Source organism: Reinekea sp., assembly GCF_046710285.1.
In the GTDB taxonomy this organism is placed as follows: domain Bacteria; phylum Pseudomonadota; class Gammaproteobacteria; order Pseudomonadales; family Natronospirillaceae; genus Reinekea.
Genome location: NZ_JBKEGY010000002.1, coordinates 81,187 through 97,532 on the forward strand (window position 1 = coordinate 81,187; position 16,346 = coordinate 97,532).

Sequence of the window (16,346 nt, forward strand, 5' to 3'; positions counted from 1 at the left end):
TACGAAGGTAAATCATTTCTATCTAGCGTGATTTTTTAGTTTTAACATCTAGCCAAACCGCTAACAATAAAATCATGCCTTTGACGATTAGCTGCCAAAAGGTCGGTACGTTCAACATGCTCATGCCATTATCAAGGCTTGCCATAATAAGTGCGCCCATAATCGCACCAAATACTGCACCGACACCACCGGCTAAACTGGCCCCGCCAATTACACAGGCTGCAATGGCATCCAGTTCGGCCATATTGCCGGCCGCAGGTGAACCGGCACCGAGTCGTGATGTAAGTACTAATGCAGCAACAGCAACCATGACGCCATTAAAACCAAACACGAGCATTTTTATGCGTTCAACATTCAAGCCCGACATTCGACTGGCTTCAATGTTGCCGCCAATAGCGTAGATACTTCGTCCAAATCCTGTCTTTTGTGCGATATACGTCGCTAATAAAATCAACGAACCCATAATCAGGATTGGCAAAGGAATACCACGGTAATCTTCTAAAATAAGCAGTAACGCTAGTAAGCCAAATACGCCAAAAGCTGCCTGACCATAATCTAGCTTCGCAGCTTTCATTGGTAAGTCATAACGCACCAGGGCTTTACGACGTAAGATGACTCGCGCAATCAGACCTAAACAAATAATGCCGATAATGCTGCTTCCTAAACTGCTCGGTAAGTAACTTTGACCTATAACCGACATGCCAGAAGAGGTGGGTGCAACCGTAGCGCCATTGGTAATTCCAACTAACATTCCTCTGAACGCCAGCATGCCTGCAAGGGTGACAATAAAAGAAGGAACCTTTTGATAAGCTACCCACCAACCATTGAACAAGCCTAGTAAGAGTCCAGCACTTAAAGTTAATACAATCGTGAGTCCGATAGGGAAGTTGTACCAAACATCTAAAATAGCTGCAATGCCGCCTAATAAGCCCATCATCGAGCCAACGGATAAATCAATCTCAGCACTGATAATAACGAAGACCATGCCGATGGCTAAAATTCCCACAATGGCGGTTTGACGTAGAAGATTGGAAACGTTGCGCGGTGATATAAAAGCACCTTCTGTCATCACAGAGAAAAACACAATGATGATGAGAATTGCTGCGACCATGGCAAACAGCTGTATGTGACTTTTCTGAATATTTTTAAACATGGACGGCGTCCTCTTTAATCGCGCAGTTCATAATGATTTCTTGAGTTAAGCCTTGGTAATTAAATTGGCCTTTTAATCGACCTTCGTGCATAACCAAAACTCGGTCACTAATACCAATGACTTCCGGTAGTTCAGAAGAAACCATGATGATAGAAACCCCTTGCTTTACTAATTCGTACATTAATTTATATATTTCATATTTAGCACCAACATCGATTCCGCGTGTCGGTTCATCCAAAATTAATATTTTCGGCTTTGCTAACAAGCATTTGGCAATAATTGCCTTTTGCTGATTACCGCCGCTCAAGCTTTTTATCGCAAGTTCTGGAGAGGCCGTTTTTACGCGTAATTTTTCGATGTATTCCTTGATTTCTTCGTTTTCACTAAGCTCATCAATTTGCCCCCAAAGCGCACAGTACTTTTTGAGAACTGAGAGAGTGATATTTTTACCAACCGACATGATTGGAATAATGCCGTGACGCTTACGATCTTCAGGCACCATTGCAATACCGTTTGAAATTGCCGAAATTGCATTGGGTACCGTAATTTTTTTGCCTGCTAGTTCAATATCAATCGAAGACTGACCTTCGTAGCTGCCGTAAAGACACTGCATTAACTCAGTACGACCGGCGCCAACCAAACCAGCAACCCCTAAAATTTCACCGCGATGCAAATTAAAACTGACGTTATCGACTTGTGGCCGAGATGACCCAGGTTGAATAGCAAAAGCGTTACTTACCTTCAGAATTTCCTCTCCAATATCATGGTTTTCTCTAGGAAATAATTCTTCCAGTTCACGACCAACCATCATCGCAATAATGTCATTCTGGGTGAGGTGCGTTGCTTCTTTGGTGGCAATCTGTCGGCCATCTCGAATGACTGTGACAAAGTCACTCAAGGCCAGTACTTCATCTAACTTATGAGATATATAGATGCAAGCAATGCCTTGCTTGCGCAACCCTTTGACAATCCCAAGGAGAAATTTGATTTCGGCTTCGGTCAGTGAAGAGGTGGGTTCATCGAGTATAAGTAGTTTTACATTTTTATTGAGCGCTTTCGCAATTTCGACAAGTTGTTGTTGGCCAACGCCCAATTCTTTGATTGGTGTGTCGGGTCTAATGTTAAGATTAACCTGCTTAAGTAACTCAAGGCTCTTGTGGTACATAGCTTCATCGTTTAGGGCGTATTTTGGCCCCAACTCGTTACCTAAAAATAAATTTTCTTGCACTGTCATTTCTTTCACCAGTGCAAGTTCTTGATGAATAATAACAATACCGTGTTGTTCAGTGTCTTTTACTTTATGTGCCTTGATTAAGGTATCTTCAAAAAAGATATCACCTTCATAGGAGCCGTGGGGCCATACTCCGCTGAGTACTTTCATGAGGGTAGATTTTCCTGAGCCGTTTTCACCGCAAATCGATAGAACTTGACCAGATTCTAAACTGATACTGACATCATCAAGCGCGCGAATACCATCAAAAGACTTCACTATGTGGTTCATTCTCAATAGTGGGGTCGTCATGCTAGGTCCTCCAATTGCAAGCAAGGCATTCATCCGAATGCCTTGCTTGGGATCATTCGCTACTTCTGATAAACAGCGTCATGAGAATGGAAGCCATCGGCGATGATGGTGGCATCGATATTATCTTTAAACACAGCGATTGGCGCTAGAAGCACAGCAGGTACATCTACCTTGCCGTTTTCAACAGTACCGTTTGTGTTGATTTTTTCGCTTTTTGCTAGTTTTACGGCCAGTTCTGCACTGGTTTTAGCGAGATTCGAAATTGGCTTATAAACAGTCATGGTTTGAGTGCCAGCAACAATTCGGCGTACAGCGGCTAAATCAGCATCTTGGCCAGAAATCGCGACTTTGCCCGCAAGACCTTGAGTGGCAAGTGCTTGAATAGCACCACCAGCGGTGCCATCATTTGAAGCAACAACAGCATCAATTTTGTTTGCGTTTGCTGTTAAGCCATTCTCCATAATATTTAATGCCGCTTCAGCTGACCAGCCTGTCGCCCACTGATCGCCAACCACTGTAATATCGCCAGCGTCGATCGCAGGTTGAAGGATGTTCATCTGGCCTTCACGGAACATCTTGGCATTGTTATCTGTTGGTGAACCACCAATTAAGAAATATTTACCTTTTGGTGTTTTACTGATTATCGCTTCGGCCTGCATCTCACCAACACGGACGTTATCAAAAGATACATATAAATCAATTTCCGCAAACTTAATTAAACGATCATAAGCTAAGACTTTGATGCCTTCGGACTTCGCTTCAGCGATTACGTTGCCTAGAACTTCGCCGTTTTCAGGAACGATGACAAGTACATCAACACCGCGTGAGATCATGTTTTCAATTTGCGATATTTGTGTTGTTGCATCGCCATTAGCCGACTGGGCATAGACAGTCGCACCTAACGCTTCGGCAGCTTCAGTGAATAAATCACGGTCTTTCTGCCAGCGCTCTAAGCGTAAATCAGACATCAGCAAACCAATCTTTGGGCCTGCAGCAAATGACATGGCTGATAGAAAGATTCCGCCTATTAATATTAGACTTGATAGTAGTCTCATTATTTTGTTCCTCTTGTTTTTATAGTTGGTGTTTGTCGTTCGACTTAATATTTCAGCTTACTAAAATGGACAGTTATGCTTCTGTGCTTGTCGCTAAGCAATCCATCTATTTAATTCGCCTACCAAATTAATTAATTATAATGTCGCTCGAAAAAACTATAAAATCAAGGAAAAAATCAACAAAATGATATTTTATTGATGGAAAGTCCTATTCAGTATTCTTTTTATTTTAATAGTAAAACTAAATTAGTTGCGTTGGATGATTATGTGAGAGTAGTGGCCGTAAATCGAATGGTGGGAAAAGGGCCATGGGTGACCCTTTATCAGGGGGGATTAGGCGTCTATAGGCTTCAAACGTGCTGTGAAATGCCTTAATACTGGCGGCTCATACTCGAAGGATAACCCCTGGATCTGGCTGGCTCTATCGCGAATAGCAATGAGGCTATCGGCAATGTAATCCATGTGGTCGTTGGTATAAACACGGCGTGGTATGGTTAAGCGCAGCAGTTCAAAAGGCGATTGCTTTTGTCTGCCGTTGGCTGGGTCGCGGCCTAAGAGCAAAGAGCCAATTTCAACACCGCGCACGCCACCTTCTAAATACAACTCATTAGCTAATGCATGGGCCGGGAATTGATCCGCAGGAATATGGGGTAATAATTTACCGGCATCAACAAAAACTGCGTGACCTCCGGTTGGGTATTGAATAGGAATGCCGCCTTCACGCAAGCGTTCGCCTAGGTATTCAACCTGACCAATGCGGTAGCGTAAAAAGTCTTCATCGGCACATTCCCAAAGGCCAACATTCAGAGCTTCCATATCGCGCCCGTTTAAGCCGCCATAGGTGACAAAGCCTTCCATCGGTACGCACAAAACTTGGGCTTCTTTGAACAAAGCTTCATCGTCTTTAAAGCAACACAAGCCACCCATGTTCACCATGGGATCTTTCTTGGCAGACATGGTGAACATATCAGCACAATCGAACATTTCTCGAATGACATCGCCAATCGCAACATCGGCATAACCGGCTTCGCGTTGCTTGATAAACCAGGCGTTTTCGGCAAAACGAGCGGCATCAATAATGATTGGGATGCCGTTATCGCGCGCCAATTTAGATGCCGCTTTAATATTAGCCATCGAGACCGGCTGGCCGCCTGCTGAGTTACAGGTAATGGTGATAATAATACCAGCAACATTGGCTGCACCGGCTTCAGTAATGGCAGCCTCTAGTTTTACTAAGTCAAAGTTGCCTTTGAAGTCGTACCACTGAGCGGTATCTGTCGCTTCAGGGGTTAGGGTGTTAATAGCTTTCGCGCCGCTCATTTCAACGTGCGCGGCGGTGGTATCAAAGTGATAGTTAGACACAAAAATAGGCTTAAACTCACCTGGGTTCCCGGCGGCTTTGAACTCTTCTTTACGGCGCTTTATTAAGGTTGGAAACAGTATCTGCTCGGCGCCGCGGCCTTGATGGACCGGAATCACGTGTTGATAGCGAAAAAGGGTTCTCACTGAATCTTGCAGTTTTATGAAACTACGGCTGCCGGCATAGGCTTCGTCACCAATCATAAGGCCTGCCCACTGGTTAGCGCTCATTGCGCCAGTTCCTGAATCGGTCAATAGGTCTATGTAGACGTCTTCACTTTTTAACGAAAATGGGTTGTAACCGGCCTCCTTAAGCGCAATTTCACGGTCAGCGAGGGTGGTCATTTTAATGGGTTCAACCATTTTAATGCGAAAGGGTTCAGGTATTCTTTTCATGTTGCTTCTCATTTTTTAAACAAATATAGGTTGCTACAAACGCAAACGGCGCTCGTACAAGTTAATTAGGCTTAAAGAATGCGGCTTTAGAAATGGAAGCAGGCGAGAGACAGGCGAAAGTCGTGGTTGTACCACGCACTGCTGTCATTGGTTTGTTGAGTTGAATTGAAACGCACGGGAATATCTCGTTGGTTTTAAATTACTTTAGCGCATATCTATTTAGAATAAAATGCCCAAGAAGAATGATCGATTGATTTGCCTCGTAAACTCGTACTATGGTTGAGCTATTACAAAAATAATTGGAATAATTTATGTCTAACCCCCCTATCCAAGTTAATGTCATGCGTGGTGGTATTATTGAATCTGCACATCAGATAAAAGCCATTGTTGTAGACTCATCGGGCGAAACGGTTTCCAGCTGGGGCGATATGGAACCACTGGTTTATCCGCGCAGTGCTATCAAAGCGTTGCAAGCACTGGCGTTTATGGAGCGAGGCGGCGCTCAAAAATATGGTTTTAATGAGCAAGAAATTGCTATTTTGTGTGCCTCTCATAATGGCGAAAAACAGCATACAGAAACGGTCCAAAAGATGCTGGCCAAGCTCTGGTTAACCCCGAAAGACTTTGAATGCGGTCACCACTGGCCCATGCGCGCTGAGGCAGGTTATGAACTAGCTAGCGCGGGGCTTACGCCTAATAATTTGCATAATAATTGCTCAGGTAAGCACGCCGGTATGTTGGGTTTGGCTAAGCTGTTGCAGGCAGACCACAAGCATTACATTGATATTGAGCATGCGGTACAGAAAACCATAGCTGCGACGATGGCTGAAATGTGTGAGATTGATTTTACAAACTTACCTCATTCTCCAGATGGTTGCTCGGCCCCCACTTGGGCTATACCGCTCTATAACCTCGCTTTAGGATTCGCCAAATTTGCAGACCCTGCTATGCTGACAGCAGAACGTAAAACTGCCTGCAACACCCTTTTTGGTGCTGTGGTAAGCAATCCGTTTATGGTTGCAGGAACTGGGCGGTACTGTACGGAAATGATGCAGGCCTTAGGCCAGCGCGTCTTTTTGAAAGTCGGAGCAGAGGGCGTGTACATTGCTGCAATACCAGATTTAAAACTTGCGGTTGCGCTTAAGTGTGAAGATGGCGCCGCGCGCGGTGCGGAATCGGTCATGACAGCGATACTCGAACGCATTGGAGCAACGGATCATATAAGTGAAGATGCAGTAGCAAAGTTCAAGCGAGTCCGCCTGACCAATTGGAATAAGCTGGAAACAGGTGAGATTATTAGCACTTTATCGCCTAATGCTGAGCGAAAATTGATCTAGTGCCTTTTTTATTGGGCTTTTTTTTCATCTTTCTGAAATAACTGTATAATCGGTCAATGTTTAGACAGGGCAGTTTAATATCATGCAAAAGGAAGTTCAGGCATTTCCATATTTCTAATTGAGACGACTAACATGAAGTTAAAAATAATATTAGCTAGCGCCCTTACCGTTATCGCTGCACCATATAGCCTGGCTAGCAATCCTGCTGTGGCTTACACCGAAGCACCAAAATTTGATAGTTCTTTCAATGAGTCAATGTATCGGCAAGGTATAACCCCCTATAAGGCTGAGTATGGGCGTAACTTGATAGAAGAAAACCCGACCTCACCTGATCAATTTGCAGATGTTATTACTAGCTTAGCTAAACAAGGTCGAAGCCCTATTATCGTTTTAGGTTTTACTTATGGCCCTGCATTAGAAGAAGTAGCTCCTCAATTTCCTGATACCCATTTTGCGATTATTGACGCAGTGGTCGATTTACCGAATGTACAGTCGATTGTTTTTAAAGAGCATGAAGGCTCTTTTGTAGTCGGTGCATTGGCTGCGATGAAAGCAAAAGGCGATAAAGTCGGGTTTGTTGGCGGTATGGATTTACCATTTATTCGCCGATTCGGCTGTGGTTATGCTCAGGGCGCACAATATGTAAATAAAGATATCCAAGTCTACTTAAGTATGGCTGCCACCGATTTTTCAGGCTTCTCTAATCCTGAGAAAGGCAATGAACTTGCAAGTGAGATGATTACCCAAGGCGTTGAGGTTATTTTCGCTGCTGCTGGTGGTACAGGTAACGGTGTTTATGAGGCTGCCGCAAATCATTCCAATGTGTTTGCAATAGGTGTCGACTCAAACCAAAACTTTTTGCACACCGGTACGATGCTAACCTCAATGGTTAAAAATGTGGGTGTTGCAGCTTACGGTGTTTTGCAGGACGCGGAGAACGGCGTATGGGAGCCAGGCGTTAAAGAGCTAGGCTTAGCCGATAATGGCGTCGATTGGATTCTTGATATCTTCAACCGTGGACTCGTCTCTAAAGCGGATGAAAAGCAGATTAACAAAATCCGCAAAGACATCATTTCAGGCAAAATTAAAGTGGCCGATTATCTTGCCAATAATCAATGCCCTGTTACTTTTATAGAGGGTTGATGTTCAGGGCTGGGTGCAACGACTTGGCCATCGATGATGGCTTTTCGTTTGCTCACCAATTGATTACAGTGGTTACAAAATAAATCTGTGCTGCCGCAAGCTTTAAGGATTTCAACTTCATTTAAACAGTCAGGGCATTTCGGTGTCATAAGTTATCTTAAATGTTGAGAAACTTCGTCTATTATAAGAGTATTCGTTGTTCGAAGGATTGATAAATATCAAGTAGTTACTCTTACCATTACCTTCAAAATTGTCAAGAATGTTAGTTCGTTTATGAACAAAAGATGAATGAATGTTGACTTGAGCGATGTAAGTCAATAGTTAGCGTGTATAATAAAAAAGAAATCAAAGCTATGTATTGACCATGTGGTCAACAAAGCTTAAAGTGGCTTTACCACTCATTGGTATGCCACGCGTAAAGTAAAAAAACATAAACAATAAATACGTATAGAGGACTCTCCATGAAAGCATTTTTAACATTAGCTGCAACAACTGTTATAGGTATGTCTGCATCTGCAATCGCCGCCGACTTTTCACCAGCAGTTGTTTACGATACTGCCGGTAAATTCGACAAATCGTTCAACGAAGCTGTATTCCGTAACGGAGCTGAAAAGTTCTCTATGGAAAAAGGCGTTGCGGTTCGTGAATTTGAACCACAAAACGAAGAGCAGCGTGAGCAAGGCTTACGTCGTTTAGCAAGCCGTGGCAACAGCCCTATTGTTGCAGTTGGTTTTAACATGTCTTCTTCTGTAACAAAGGTTGCAGCTGAATTCCCAGATAGCCAGTTCGTCATCATTGACTCTGTAGTAGACCTACCAAACGTTCAGTCTATTGTTTTCTCTGAGCACGAAGGTTCATTCCTAGTGGGTGCACTTGCAGTCATGAAGTCTAAAACTAACACGGTTAGTTTTGTAGGTGGTATGGACATTCCATTGATTCGTAAGTTTGCTTGTGGTTTCGAGCAAGGCGCGAAGTATGCTTCTTCAGACGTTACTGTTTTCCAAAACATGACAGGTTCAACGCCTACAGCGTTTAACGATCCTGCACGTGGTTCAGAATTAGCGAAGTCGCAAATCTCTAAAGGTTCAGATGTTATCTTTGCAGCAGCTGGTGGTACCGGTATCGGTGTTTATCAGGCAGCTAAAGATGAAGGCATCTACGCAATTGGTGTTGACTCAAACCAAAACCATATCCAGCCAGGTACTATGCTAACGTCTATGGTTAAGCGTGTTGGTGTTGCAGCTTATGCTTCTTGGGAAGATGCTCAAGCAGGTGAGTGGCAGCCAGGTCTAAAAGTTCTAGGTTTAGCTGAAGACGGTGTTGATTACGCACTTGACCAGTACAACAAAGACTTAGTAACTGCAGAAGACATCGCGAAGGTTGATGCAATTAAAGCAGACATCATCGCTGGTAAGATCAAGGTTCATGACTACATGTCAGACAACACTTGTAACTACTAATATAGTTAGAAATATAGGCATTGACCGGTAGGGTCAGTGCCTTTTCTATATCTGGGTTATTAAACAACGGACCCAACCGTTTTTTAATGGTCCAATCTTTTAACAACCAACTATCAGGTGCGTCATGACAACTCCGTTAGCGATTGAGTTGCGTGGTATCGATAAGCGTTTCGGTGCCGTTCACGCAAACAAATATATAGATCTGAAGGTCGAAAAAGGTACTATTCACGGCATCGTCGGTGAAAATGGTGCGGGTAAGTCGACATTAATGAGCATCATCTACGGCTTCTATGAAGCAGATGAAGGCGAAATTCTAATCGATGGCAAGGTCACTCGAATAAGTGACTCTAAAATAGCCATCGCCTCTGGCATCGGCATGGTGCATCAGCATTTTATGTTGATCCAAAACTTTACCGCTCTAGAAAATGTTGTACTAGGAGCAGAAAGCGGCGAGTTAATTGATAAGAGTCTAGATAAAGCCCGTACCGAATTAGAACGTTTAGCCTCAGAGTATGGTCTAGACGTGCCGCTTGATACGCCGGTTCAAGAGCTGTCAGTTGGTATGCAGCAGCGCGTTGAAATTCTAAAAGCCTTATATCGTGGCGCTAGAATCCTTATTTTAGATGAGCCAACAGGTGTTTTAACCCCTCAAGAAACAGAGCATTTATTTAAGGTATTGGCGTCGCTTAAAGAGCAAGGCAATACCGTTATGCTAATTACCCACAAACTCCAAGAAATTATGGCTGCAACCGATAACGTCAGTATTATGCGCCGCGGTGCTATGGTTGCTCATGTTAAGACAGCTGAAACAAGCCGAGAAAATCTTGCTGAATTGATGGTCGGTCGTAAAGTGTTATTGCGAGTGGATAAAAAACCAGCGGAACCGAAAGAAGTGCTGCTCGATGTTCAAAATGTATCACTTAAAAACTCAGCGGGTGTTGTTCGGTTAGATGATGTTAGTTTTAAGGTCCGCGCTGGGGAAATTGTTGGCGTTGCGGGTGTGAGTGGTAACGGACAGTCAGAACTATTAAATGTTTTGGCAGGGATCGACCCACTGCAAAGTGGCACCATTAATATTAATGGTCACGTTATTACTAAAGATAAGCCTTTCTCACCTTCGGAAGTGCGTGGCATAAAAGTGGGCCATATTCCTGAAGATCGTCATAAAATGGGGTTAATCAACACCTTTCCTGCTGATCAAGCGTTTATTTTAGGTTTTCATCGAAATGAAGCTTATAACGGAAGTGTGTTAACAAAGCTCGATGCGATTACTGATGACTGCAAAGAAAAAATGGAAAAGTGGGATGTTCGGCCCCAAGATCCATCACTTAAAGCAGCCAACTTCTCAGGCGGAAATCAGCAAAAGCTCGTCATCGCGCGCGAAATGGAGCAAGACCCTGATGTTCTGTTAGTGGGTCAGCCTACACGTGGTGTTGACATTGGCGCTATCGAAACCATTCACCAGCGCGTGATTGATATGCGAGATGCCGGAAAGGCAGTTTTGTTAATTTCAGTTGAACTAGAAGAAATTATGAGTTTAGCCGATCGGATCTTGGTTATGTTCGATGGTCAAATTGTGGGTGAAGTTCCTGCACACATGGCCACAGAACAGATTTTAGGTTTAATGATGGCGAACATCCTACCTGACGAAGTTAAAGCACTGCAGCAGGAGACTAACGTATGAGTGCGCAAAGAATACCCGCGTGGATTTATGTAGTCGTTATTCCCTTTGTAAACATCATGTTGGCCGCACTGGCAGCCGGTATCATGTTTTGGTATCTCGACATTAACCCAATTCAAGCTGTGAAAACAATGGCCTTTGGTGCCTTTGGTGATTCCTACGGTTGGGGTTATACACTGTATTATACGACGAGCTTTATCTTTGTAGGCTTGGCTGTTGCTGTCGCGTTCCAGGCTGGCCTATTTAATATTGGCGGTGAAGGTCAGGCTTATATTGGCGCATTAGGTGTTGGTATCGTCTGTTTAACCTTAGGCGATGTTTTGCCTTTTATCGTTATTTTACCGTTAAGCATTATCGCAGCCGGCGTATTTGGTGCGGCTTGGGCCTTTATTCCTGCATACTTGCAGGCTAAGCGTGGCTCTCACATTGTAATCACCACCATTATGTTCAACTTTATAGCGGCTTCGTTAATGGGCTATTTGTTGGTTGAGGTCTTCAAGGTTGAGGGTTCGATGTCAGTTGAGAGCGCGGTTTTTGCAAAAGCAGCTTGGATACCAAAAGTGTACGAAGTTCTCGCGCCATTAGGTATTGATTTGCAGCGTTCGCCTTTGAACCTGTCAATTATTTGGGCGCTAATTTGTTCTGTTGGTGTTTACTTCTTTATGTGGCGTACCCGCTGGGGCTATGAAATTCGTGCCACAGGGCAAAACGCCAGTGCTGCGAAATATGCCGGTATTCCACTCGATAAAACCATCATCATGACCATGTTAGTGTCAGGCATGTTGGCGGGTTTCTTTGCATTAAACGTGGTTCAAGGTGAGGCGCATCAAATTAAATTGAACCTAGTGAACGGTTTTGGTTTTACGGGTATTGCGGTCGCGCTGATTGGTCGTAACCACCCAGTCGGAATCGTATTGGCCAGTATTCTGTTCGGCTTTTTGTATCAAGGCGGTGGTGAGTTGCAGTTTGAGTATGGTGTCGATCCTCGCATTATCGTGGTATTGCAAGGCTTAGTGATTCTGTTCTCCAGTGCACTTGAAAATATGACCAAACACCCGGTTGAAAAAGCGTATCTCAGGCTATCCGGAAAATACATCAAGTCTGAAGCGAAGGAGGCCTAATGATGGAAGCGTTTACTAATTTAATTTTGATATTAGATGCCACGTTACGTGTCGCAACACCGCTAATTTTTGCTGCATTGGCTGGGATGTTCTCTGAGCGCTCAGGCATTGTAAACATTGCCTTAGAAGGTAAGATCTTAGCTTCAGCCTTTGCAGGCGCTGCTGCTGCTTACGTTACAAACTCACCTTGGATGGGCTTATTGGCGGGTGTCATGGTGTCAGTTGTTTTTGCCATGATGCATGCTTTTGCAACTGTAACCCATAATGGTGATCAGGTTGTATCGGGCATGGCTATTAATATTTTAGCCGCCGGCTTAACTGCGGCCTTAGGTAACTATTGGTTCAAGCAAGGTGGTAACACGCCAAACCTAGTTGATTCAGCAAACGGCATTGATGCTCGTTTTGAGCCGATTACCTTCCCATTTGCTGACGCCTTAGCCGATGTGCCTATTATTGGCGGGATATATTCCGAGTTGCTCAGTGGCCACTTCCTCTTGGTTTACGTTGCTCTAATTATGGTGCCTGTCTGTTGGTTCATTCTGTTTAAAACACGCTTCGGTCTGCGTTTAAGAGCGGTAGGGGAAAATCCATCAGCTGTAGATACTGCTGGTATATCGGTGACCGCTATGCGTTATTCTGCATTGGTCATCTGCGGTATTTTGGCTGGTTTAGCAGGGGTTTACTTGTCTGTTGCGGTAACGGCTCAGTTTTTACCGAACATGAGTGCAGGTAAAGGCTATATGGCACTTGCCGCGCTTATCTTTGGTAAGTGGCATCCACGCGGTGCATTACTGGCTTGTTTAATGTTTGGTATTTTACAAGCCATTGCTGACCGCACGCAGGGTGCAATGATCGGATCATTCACAATTCCTGTGCAGTTGATCGAAGCACTGCCTTACATCTTAACGGTTGTCTTGTTGGGCGGCTTTATCGGCACAGCTATTGCGCCAAAAGCAATTGGTAAGCCGTACGTTAAAGAACGTAGTTAGGTTATTGAATTCACCCAGCATTAGATTGGGGCTTCACTGAGACGACCTGTCCTGAGCCTAGCTCTCGACAGGTCTTTTTTTATAAGGCAATAAAAAAATGACACAACCTACGGTACCAACTCTCGATATATCAAACTTTGAAAAAGATTCAGATGCGTTCGTTGCACAATTAGGCGCGGCTTATCAAGAATGGGGCTTTGCTGGCATACAGAATCATGGCATATCAACCGATCTGATTCGCCGCGCTATGGCCGTTATGGAAGAACTCTTCTCATTGCCTGAAGAAACCAAAAAGCAATACTTTAAAGACAATGGCGGCACCCGAGGCTACACGCCTTTCGGTACCGAAATTGCTAAAAACGCCGACCATGTCGACTTAAAAGAGTTTTGGCATGTGGGTCGTGAAATTAAAGGTACCGCGCCTTATCCTCAATTAACCCCGAATGTTTGGCCAGAGGAGGTGCCTGAATTCAAAACCGTTATGCTAGAGTTATTTTCTGAGCTCGATAAGCTCGCGAATAGACTGCTAAGAGCCTTTGCTTTATTTATTGGTGAAGCGGCAGACTATTTTGAATCGCAAGTGAACTGGGGCAACTCAATTCTTAGACCGCTGCATTATCCGCCTATTACAGATCCTAATTTACCGAATGTACGAGCCGGTGCACACGAAGATATTAACCTAATTACCCTGTTGGTCGGTTCAGAACAAGAAGGCCTAGAAGTGCTTAGCCAGAAAGGTGAATGGGTTGGTATATCGATGATCGAAGGGACCATTATTTGTAACGTTGGCGATATGTTGCAGCGCTTAACAAACCATGTTTTACCCTCAACGACTCACCGAGTCGTCAACCCAAAAGGTGATGCGTCTAAATCTTCTCGATATTCTATACCGTTTTTTATGCACCCAAATCCTGATATGTCGCTTGATAGCCTTGAGCAGTGCATTACAGAAGACAACCCGAAACGTTATGAAGCGATTACCGGACATGAATATCTAATGGAACGTTTGCGTGATATTGGCCTAATAAAGTGATTTAGATCGACTAAACTGGAAATTCGCAAATAAAGCTAAAGAAAACCCTAGAAAGTACTATAACTAAGTAACTAGGTTTTTTTGAGGTGGGTTTCCCATGCAGTATCAAATTGGGCGATTTATTGCGCGATTTTTAAAGTCACTGGGCATCAAGACTCTTGATGGCCAGTTCTTGTTCTCATATCTACTAATCATCATATTTACTGGCGGTATACTTTTTGCCATTAATCAGACAATGGATCTCCAGCCTGAACGGCTATTAATAACATTCGAAGCCGAGTTAGATTTGGAGCGTGCTGGGTCGCTGACCTTTCAATCCCAAGATGATGAATCGGCCAAAGCCAAAATTAATCAGCATTTTGCCAGCGTTTTTAAAACGTTCGACACTCTTGAAAAAGGCAATGACAAAGGCAATGACAAAGGTATCCCTGTTGCTGAAGATGCTGAGCTTATAGCGGCCATAAAAAACCTCAGCTCAAAAGTTTCAAACATTGAAACATTGTCTAAGGCACTTATCAGTGATTATTCCTCAGAAAATGCCAAACAATTTAGTGCAGCCCTTTTTAATATTGAGGCTGACTTTAAAGCGCTGATTGATCAAATAGAAGTGATAGAGCAAGCCCATTTAGACTTCGCATTTATGCTTGCGCTTGTACTTGGCTTAAGCACCATTGCCATTGTAATGGTTGGTCGGTTCTTCGGCATAGCAGTACTTATGCAGCAACTTGAGAACTTAAGAAATCACTTAGATGTCGTGGCTCAGGCTGATTTTAGCCAAACCCTTGATATAGACGACCCTGACAATGAAGTAGGGCAAGTGTTTGGTTCTTACAATCAATTTCTTTCTCAAACCGGCACAATGATTTCGAAGGTCACAAGAATTGCCAATTCAGTTAGTGTTGTGAGTGAGCAGGTAGCGCAAACATTGGAAGCAACTGACCTAGGCGTAAGAAGCCAGGCCGATGAAATTAACCAAGTAGCTACGGCAATGACTGAAATGTCAGCGACGGTAACAGAGGTAGCAGAAAACGCTTCAGCCACAGCTGATGCAGCAGAGAAAGCTAAACACTCTGCCGAAGCTGGCCAGGATGTTGTACGCGAAACAGTAGATCAAATCAAAAAGATGTCTGACCAAGTTAATGAGGCTGCACTAGTTGCTAATGAGCTTGAAGAAGGCAGCCAAGAAGTTGGCAAAGTTTTAGAGGTTATTTCCAGCATTGCCGAACAAACAAACCTATTAGCTTTGAATGCAGCAATTGAAGCCGCTCGAGCAGGAGAGCAAGGCAGAGGCTTCGCGGTTGTTGCGGATGAAGTTCGCAGCTTAGCGCAAAAGACCCAGACCTCAACCGAAGAGATTAGAGCCATTATTAATAGGCTCCAAGCCCAAGCGGCTAAAGCGAAAGCAGTTATATCGGGTACGCAAGTTCAAGCTATAAGTACGGTTGAAAAAACCGACAACGTACTTGCAACCTTAGAAGACATTACCACCAATGTTATTACCATTTCTGATATGTCTGCACAAATAGCCACAGCAGCAGAAGAGCAGAGCCATGTTGCAAAGGAAATGGATACCAATATTTTGCGTATTTCTCATATAGCCGAACAAACAACGGACGCGGCAAAAACAACGGTAATGGCCACAGGCCGTATTACGGAGTACATCACAGATCTGCATACAGAAATGCAGCGTTTTAAAACCAAAAACAGCGGTGTTGACCTATCGAAGGCAAAAATTGCTCACTTAGCATGGCGTGCAAAATTACGAAAGTTTCTTGATGGCACTGGTAAGCTATCCATAGCTGAGGCTACCAGTCATCGTGATTGCGCCCTTGGGCAATGGTATTACGGTGATGAATCAGCTGCGTTTAAATCTCTACCCTCAATGAAGGCAGTTGAAGACCCTCACAAACTAATGCATGAAAAAATAAATGAGATTATTGAAAGCCGAGAAGCCGGTGATGCTGAAGTCGCAGAGCAGGCCTATATACGTGTTAATGAGCTTTCTGGGCAAGTCGTTGACTATTTGGATAAAATTGAAAATGAAGCAGCAAAGTTAAACGATTAGTTAATTTTGCTAGAGGGGCAAACGAACTCGCC

At 43.9% G+C, this 16,346-nt stretch carries 13 protein-coding genes; 8 read left to right on the forward strand and 5 right to left on the reverse strand.

The features are described 5' to 3' along the window. Positions 1 to 22: 22 nt before the first annotated feature. From ACI882_RS01950 to ACI882_RS01965, 4 genes are all read right to left on the reverse strand, one after another. Positions 23 to 1,153, reverse strand: coding sequence for a sugar ABC transporter permease (locus ACI882_RS01950; protein WP_411744375.1), 1,131 nt, complete (start codon positions 1,151 to 1,153; stop codon positions 23 to 25). Further along, the gene (locus ACI882_RS01955) at positions 1,146 to 2,675 is read right to left on the reverse strand and encodes a xylose ABC transporter ATP-binding protein (RefSeq protein WP_411744376.1); all 1,530 of its coding nucleotides are present in this window, start codon (positions 2,673 to 2,675) and stop codon (positions 1,146 to 1,148) included. The genes ACI882_RS01950 and ACI882_RS01955 overlap by 8 nt, the downstream gene beginning before the upstream one ends. A 59-nt stretch (positions 2,676 to 2,734) precedes the next feature. Further along, entirely contained in the window at positions 2,735 to 3,730 is a 996-nt protein-coding gene (xylF, locus tag ACI882_RS01960) for a D-xylose ABC transporter substrate-binding protein (RefSeq protein WP_411744377.1), read from the reverse strand. Between the two features lie 333 nt (positions 3,731 to 4,063). Next, complete coding sequence (locus tag ACI882_RS01965) at positions 4,064 to 5,485, reverse strand: tryptophanase (RefSeq protein WP_411744378.1); 1,422 nt, start codon at positions 5,483 to 5,485, stop codon at positions 4,064 to 4,066. Positions 5,486 to 5,796: 311 nt separating this feature from the next. On the opposite strand from ACI882_RS01965, the gene ACI882_RS01970 reads away from it, so the two are divergent. Together ACI882_RS01970 and ACI882_RS01975 are read left to right on the forward strand one after the other, a co-directional pair. Further along, positions 5,797 to 6,822 (forward strand): asparaginase, encoded by a 1,026-nt coding sequence (locus ACI882_RS01970; RefSeq protein WP_411746255.1) that lies wholly within the window; start codon positions 5,797 to 5,799, stop codon positions 6,820 to 6,822. Between the two features lie 132 nt (positions 6,823 to 6,954). Beyond that, entirely contained in the window at positions 6,955 to 7,965 is a 1,011-nt protein-coding gene (locus tag ACI882_RS01975) for a BMP family lipoprotein (protein ID WP_411743619.1), read from the forward strand. Here ACI882_RS01975 and ACI882_RS01980 read toward each other — a convergent pair. After that, entirely contained in the window at positions 7,935 to 8,114 is a 180-nt protein-coding gene (locus ACI882_RS01980) for a zinc-ribbon domain-containing protein (protein ID WP_411743620.1), read from the reverse strand. The two genes, ACI882_RS01975 and ACI882_RS01980, sit on opposite strands and share 31 nt — an antisense overlap. Positions 8,115 to 8,426: 312 nt before the next feature. Between ACI882_RS01980 and ACI882_RS01985 the strand changes: the two genes are divergently transcribed. The 6 genes from ACI882_RS01985 (at position 8,427) to ACI882_RS02010 (ending at position 16,314) form a co-directional block, all read left to right on the forward strand. Continuing rightward, positions 8,427 to 9,425, forward strand: a complete 999-nt coding sequence (locus ACI882_RS01985; protein ID WP_411743621.1) for a BMP family lipoprotein — start codon at positions 8,427 to 8,429, stop codon at positions 9,423 to 9,425. A gap of 124 nt (positions 9,426 to 9,549) precedes the next feature. Beyond that, on the forward strand, positions 9,550 to 11,109 hold the full coding sequence (locus ACI882_RS01990) for an ABC transporter ATP-binding protein (protein WP_411743622.1): 1,560 nt from the start codon (positions 9,550 to 9,552) through the stop codon (positions 11,107 to 11,109). Beyond that, positions 11,106 to 12,227 carry an ABC transporter permease gene (locus ACI882_RS01995; RefSeq protein WP_411743623.1) on the forward strand — a complete coding sequence of 374 codons (1,122 nt, stop codon included), beginning with the start codon at positions 11,106 to 11,108 and terminating at the stop codon, positions 12,225 to 12,227. The genes ACI882_RS01990 and ACI882_RS01995 overlap by 4 nt, the downstream gene beginning before the upstream one ends. Before the next feature lie 2 nt (positions 12,228 to 12,229). Then, complete coding sequence (locus ACI882_RS02000) at positions 12,230 to 13,216, forward strand: ABC transporter permease (RefSeq protein ID WP_411743640.1); 987 nt, start codon at positions 12,230 to 12,232, stop codon at positions 13,214 to 13,216. A 97-nt stretch (positions 13,217 to 13,313) separates the two neighbouring features. Further along, positions 13,314 to 14,249: an isopenicillin N synthase family dioxygenase gene (locus ACI882_RS02005; RefSeq protein ID WP_411743624.1), complete on the forward strand. Its 936-nt coding sequence runs from the start codon at positions 13,314 to 13,316 to the stop codon at positions 14,247 to 14,249. 97 nt (positions 14,250 to 14,346) lie between these two features. Beyond that, positions 14,347 to 16,314 (forward strand): methyl-accepting chemotaxis protein, encoded by a 1,968-nt coding sequence (locus tag ACI882_RS02010; protein WP_411743625.1) that lies wholly within the window; start codon positions 14,347 to 14,349, stop codon positions 16,312 to 16,314. Positions 16,315 to 16,346 lie beyond the last annotated feature (32 nt).

Bases quoted from the DNA above. Each gene is read 5' to 3' on its own strand.
- ACI882_RS01950 (WP_411744375.1), bottom strand. From the start codon at position 1,153: ATGTTTAAAAATATTCAGAAAAGTCACATACAGCTGTTTGCCATGGTC.
- ACI882_RS01955 (WP_411744376.1), bottom strand. From the start codon at position 2,675: ATGACGACCCCACTATTGAGAATGAACCACATAGTGAAGTCTTTTGAT.
- ACI882_RS01985 (WP_411743621.1), top strand. From the start codon at position 8,427: ATGAAAGCATTTTTAACATTAGCTGCAACAACTGTTATAGGTATGTCT.
- ACI882_RS01990 (WP_411743622.1), top strand. From the start codon at position 9,550: ATGACAACTCCGTTAGCGATTGAGTTGCGTGGTATCGATAAGCGTTTC.
- ACI882_RS01970 (WP_411746255.1), top strand. From the start codon at position 5,797: ATGTCTAACCCCCCTATCCAAGTTAATGTCATGCGTGGTGGTATTATT.
- ACI882_RS01980 (WP_411743620.1), bottom strand. From the start codon at position 8,114: ATGACACCGAAATGCCCTGACTGTTTAAATGAAGTTGAAATCCTTAAA.
- ACI882_RS02005 (WP_411743624.1), top strand. From the start codon at position 13,314: ATGACACAACCTACGGTACCAACTCTCGATATATCAAACTTTGAAAAA.
- ACI882_RS02010 (WP_411743625.1), top strand. From the start codon at position 14,347: ATGCAGTATCAAATTGGGCGATTTATTGCGCGATTTTTAAAGTCACTG.
- ACI882_RS01975 (WP_411743619.1), top strand. From the start codon at position 6,955: ATGAAGTTAAAAATAATATTAGCTAGCGCCCTTACCGTTATCGCTGCA.
- ACI882_RS02000 (WP_411743640.1), top strand. From the start codon at position 12,230: ATGGAAGCGTTTACTAATTTAATTTTGATATTAGATGCCACGTTACGT.
- xylF (WP_411744377.1), bottom strand. From the start codon at position 3,730: ATGAGACTACTATCAAGTCTAATATTAATAGGCGGAATCTTTCTATCA.
- ACI882_RS01965 (WP_411744378.1), bottom strand. From the start codon at position 5,485: ATGAAAAGAATACCTGAACCCTTTCGCATTAAAATGGTTGAACCCATT.
- ACI882_RS01995 (WP_411743623.1), top strand. From the start codon at position 11,106: ATGAGTGCGCAAAGAATACCCGCGTGGATTTATGTAGTCGTTATTCCC.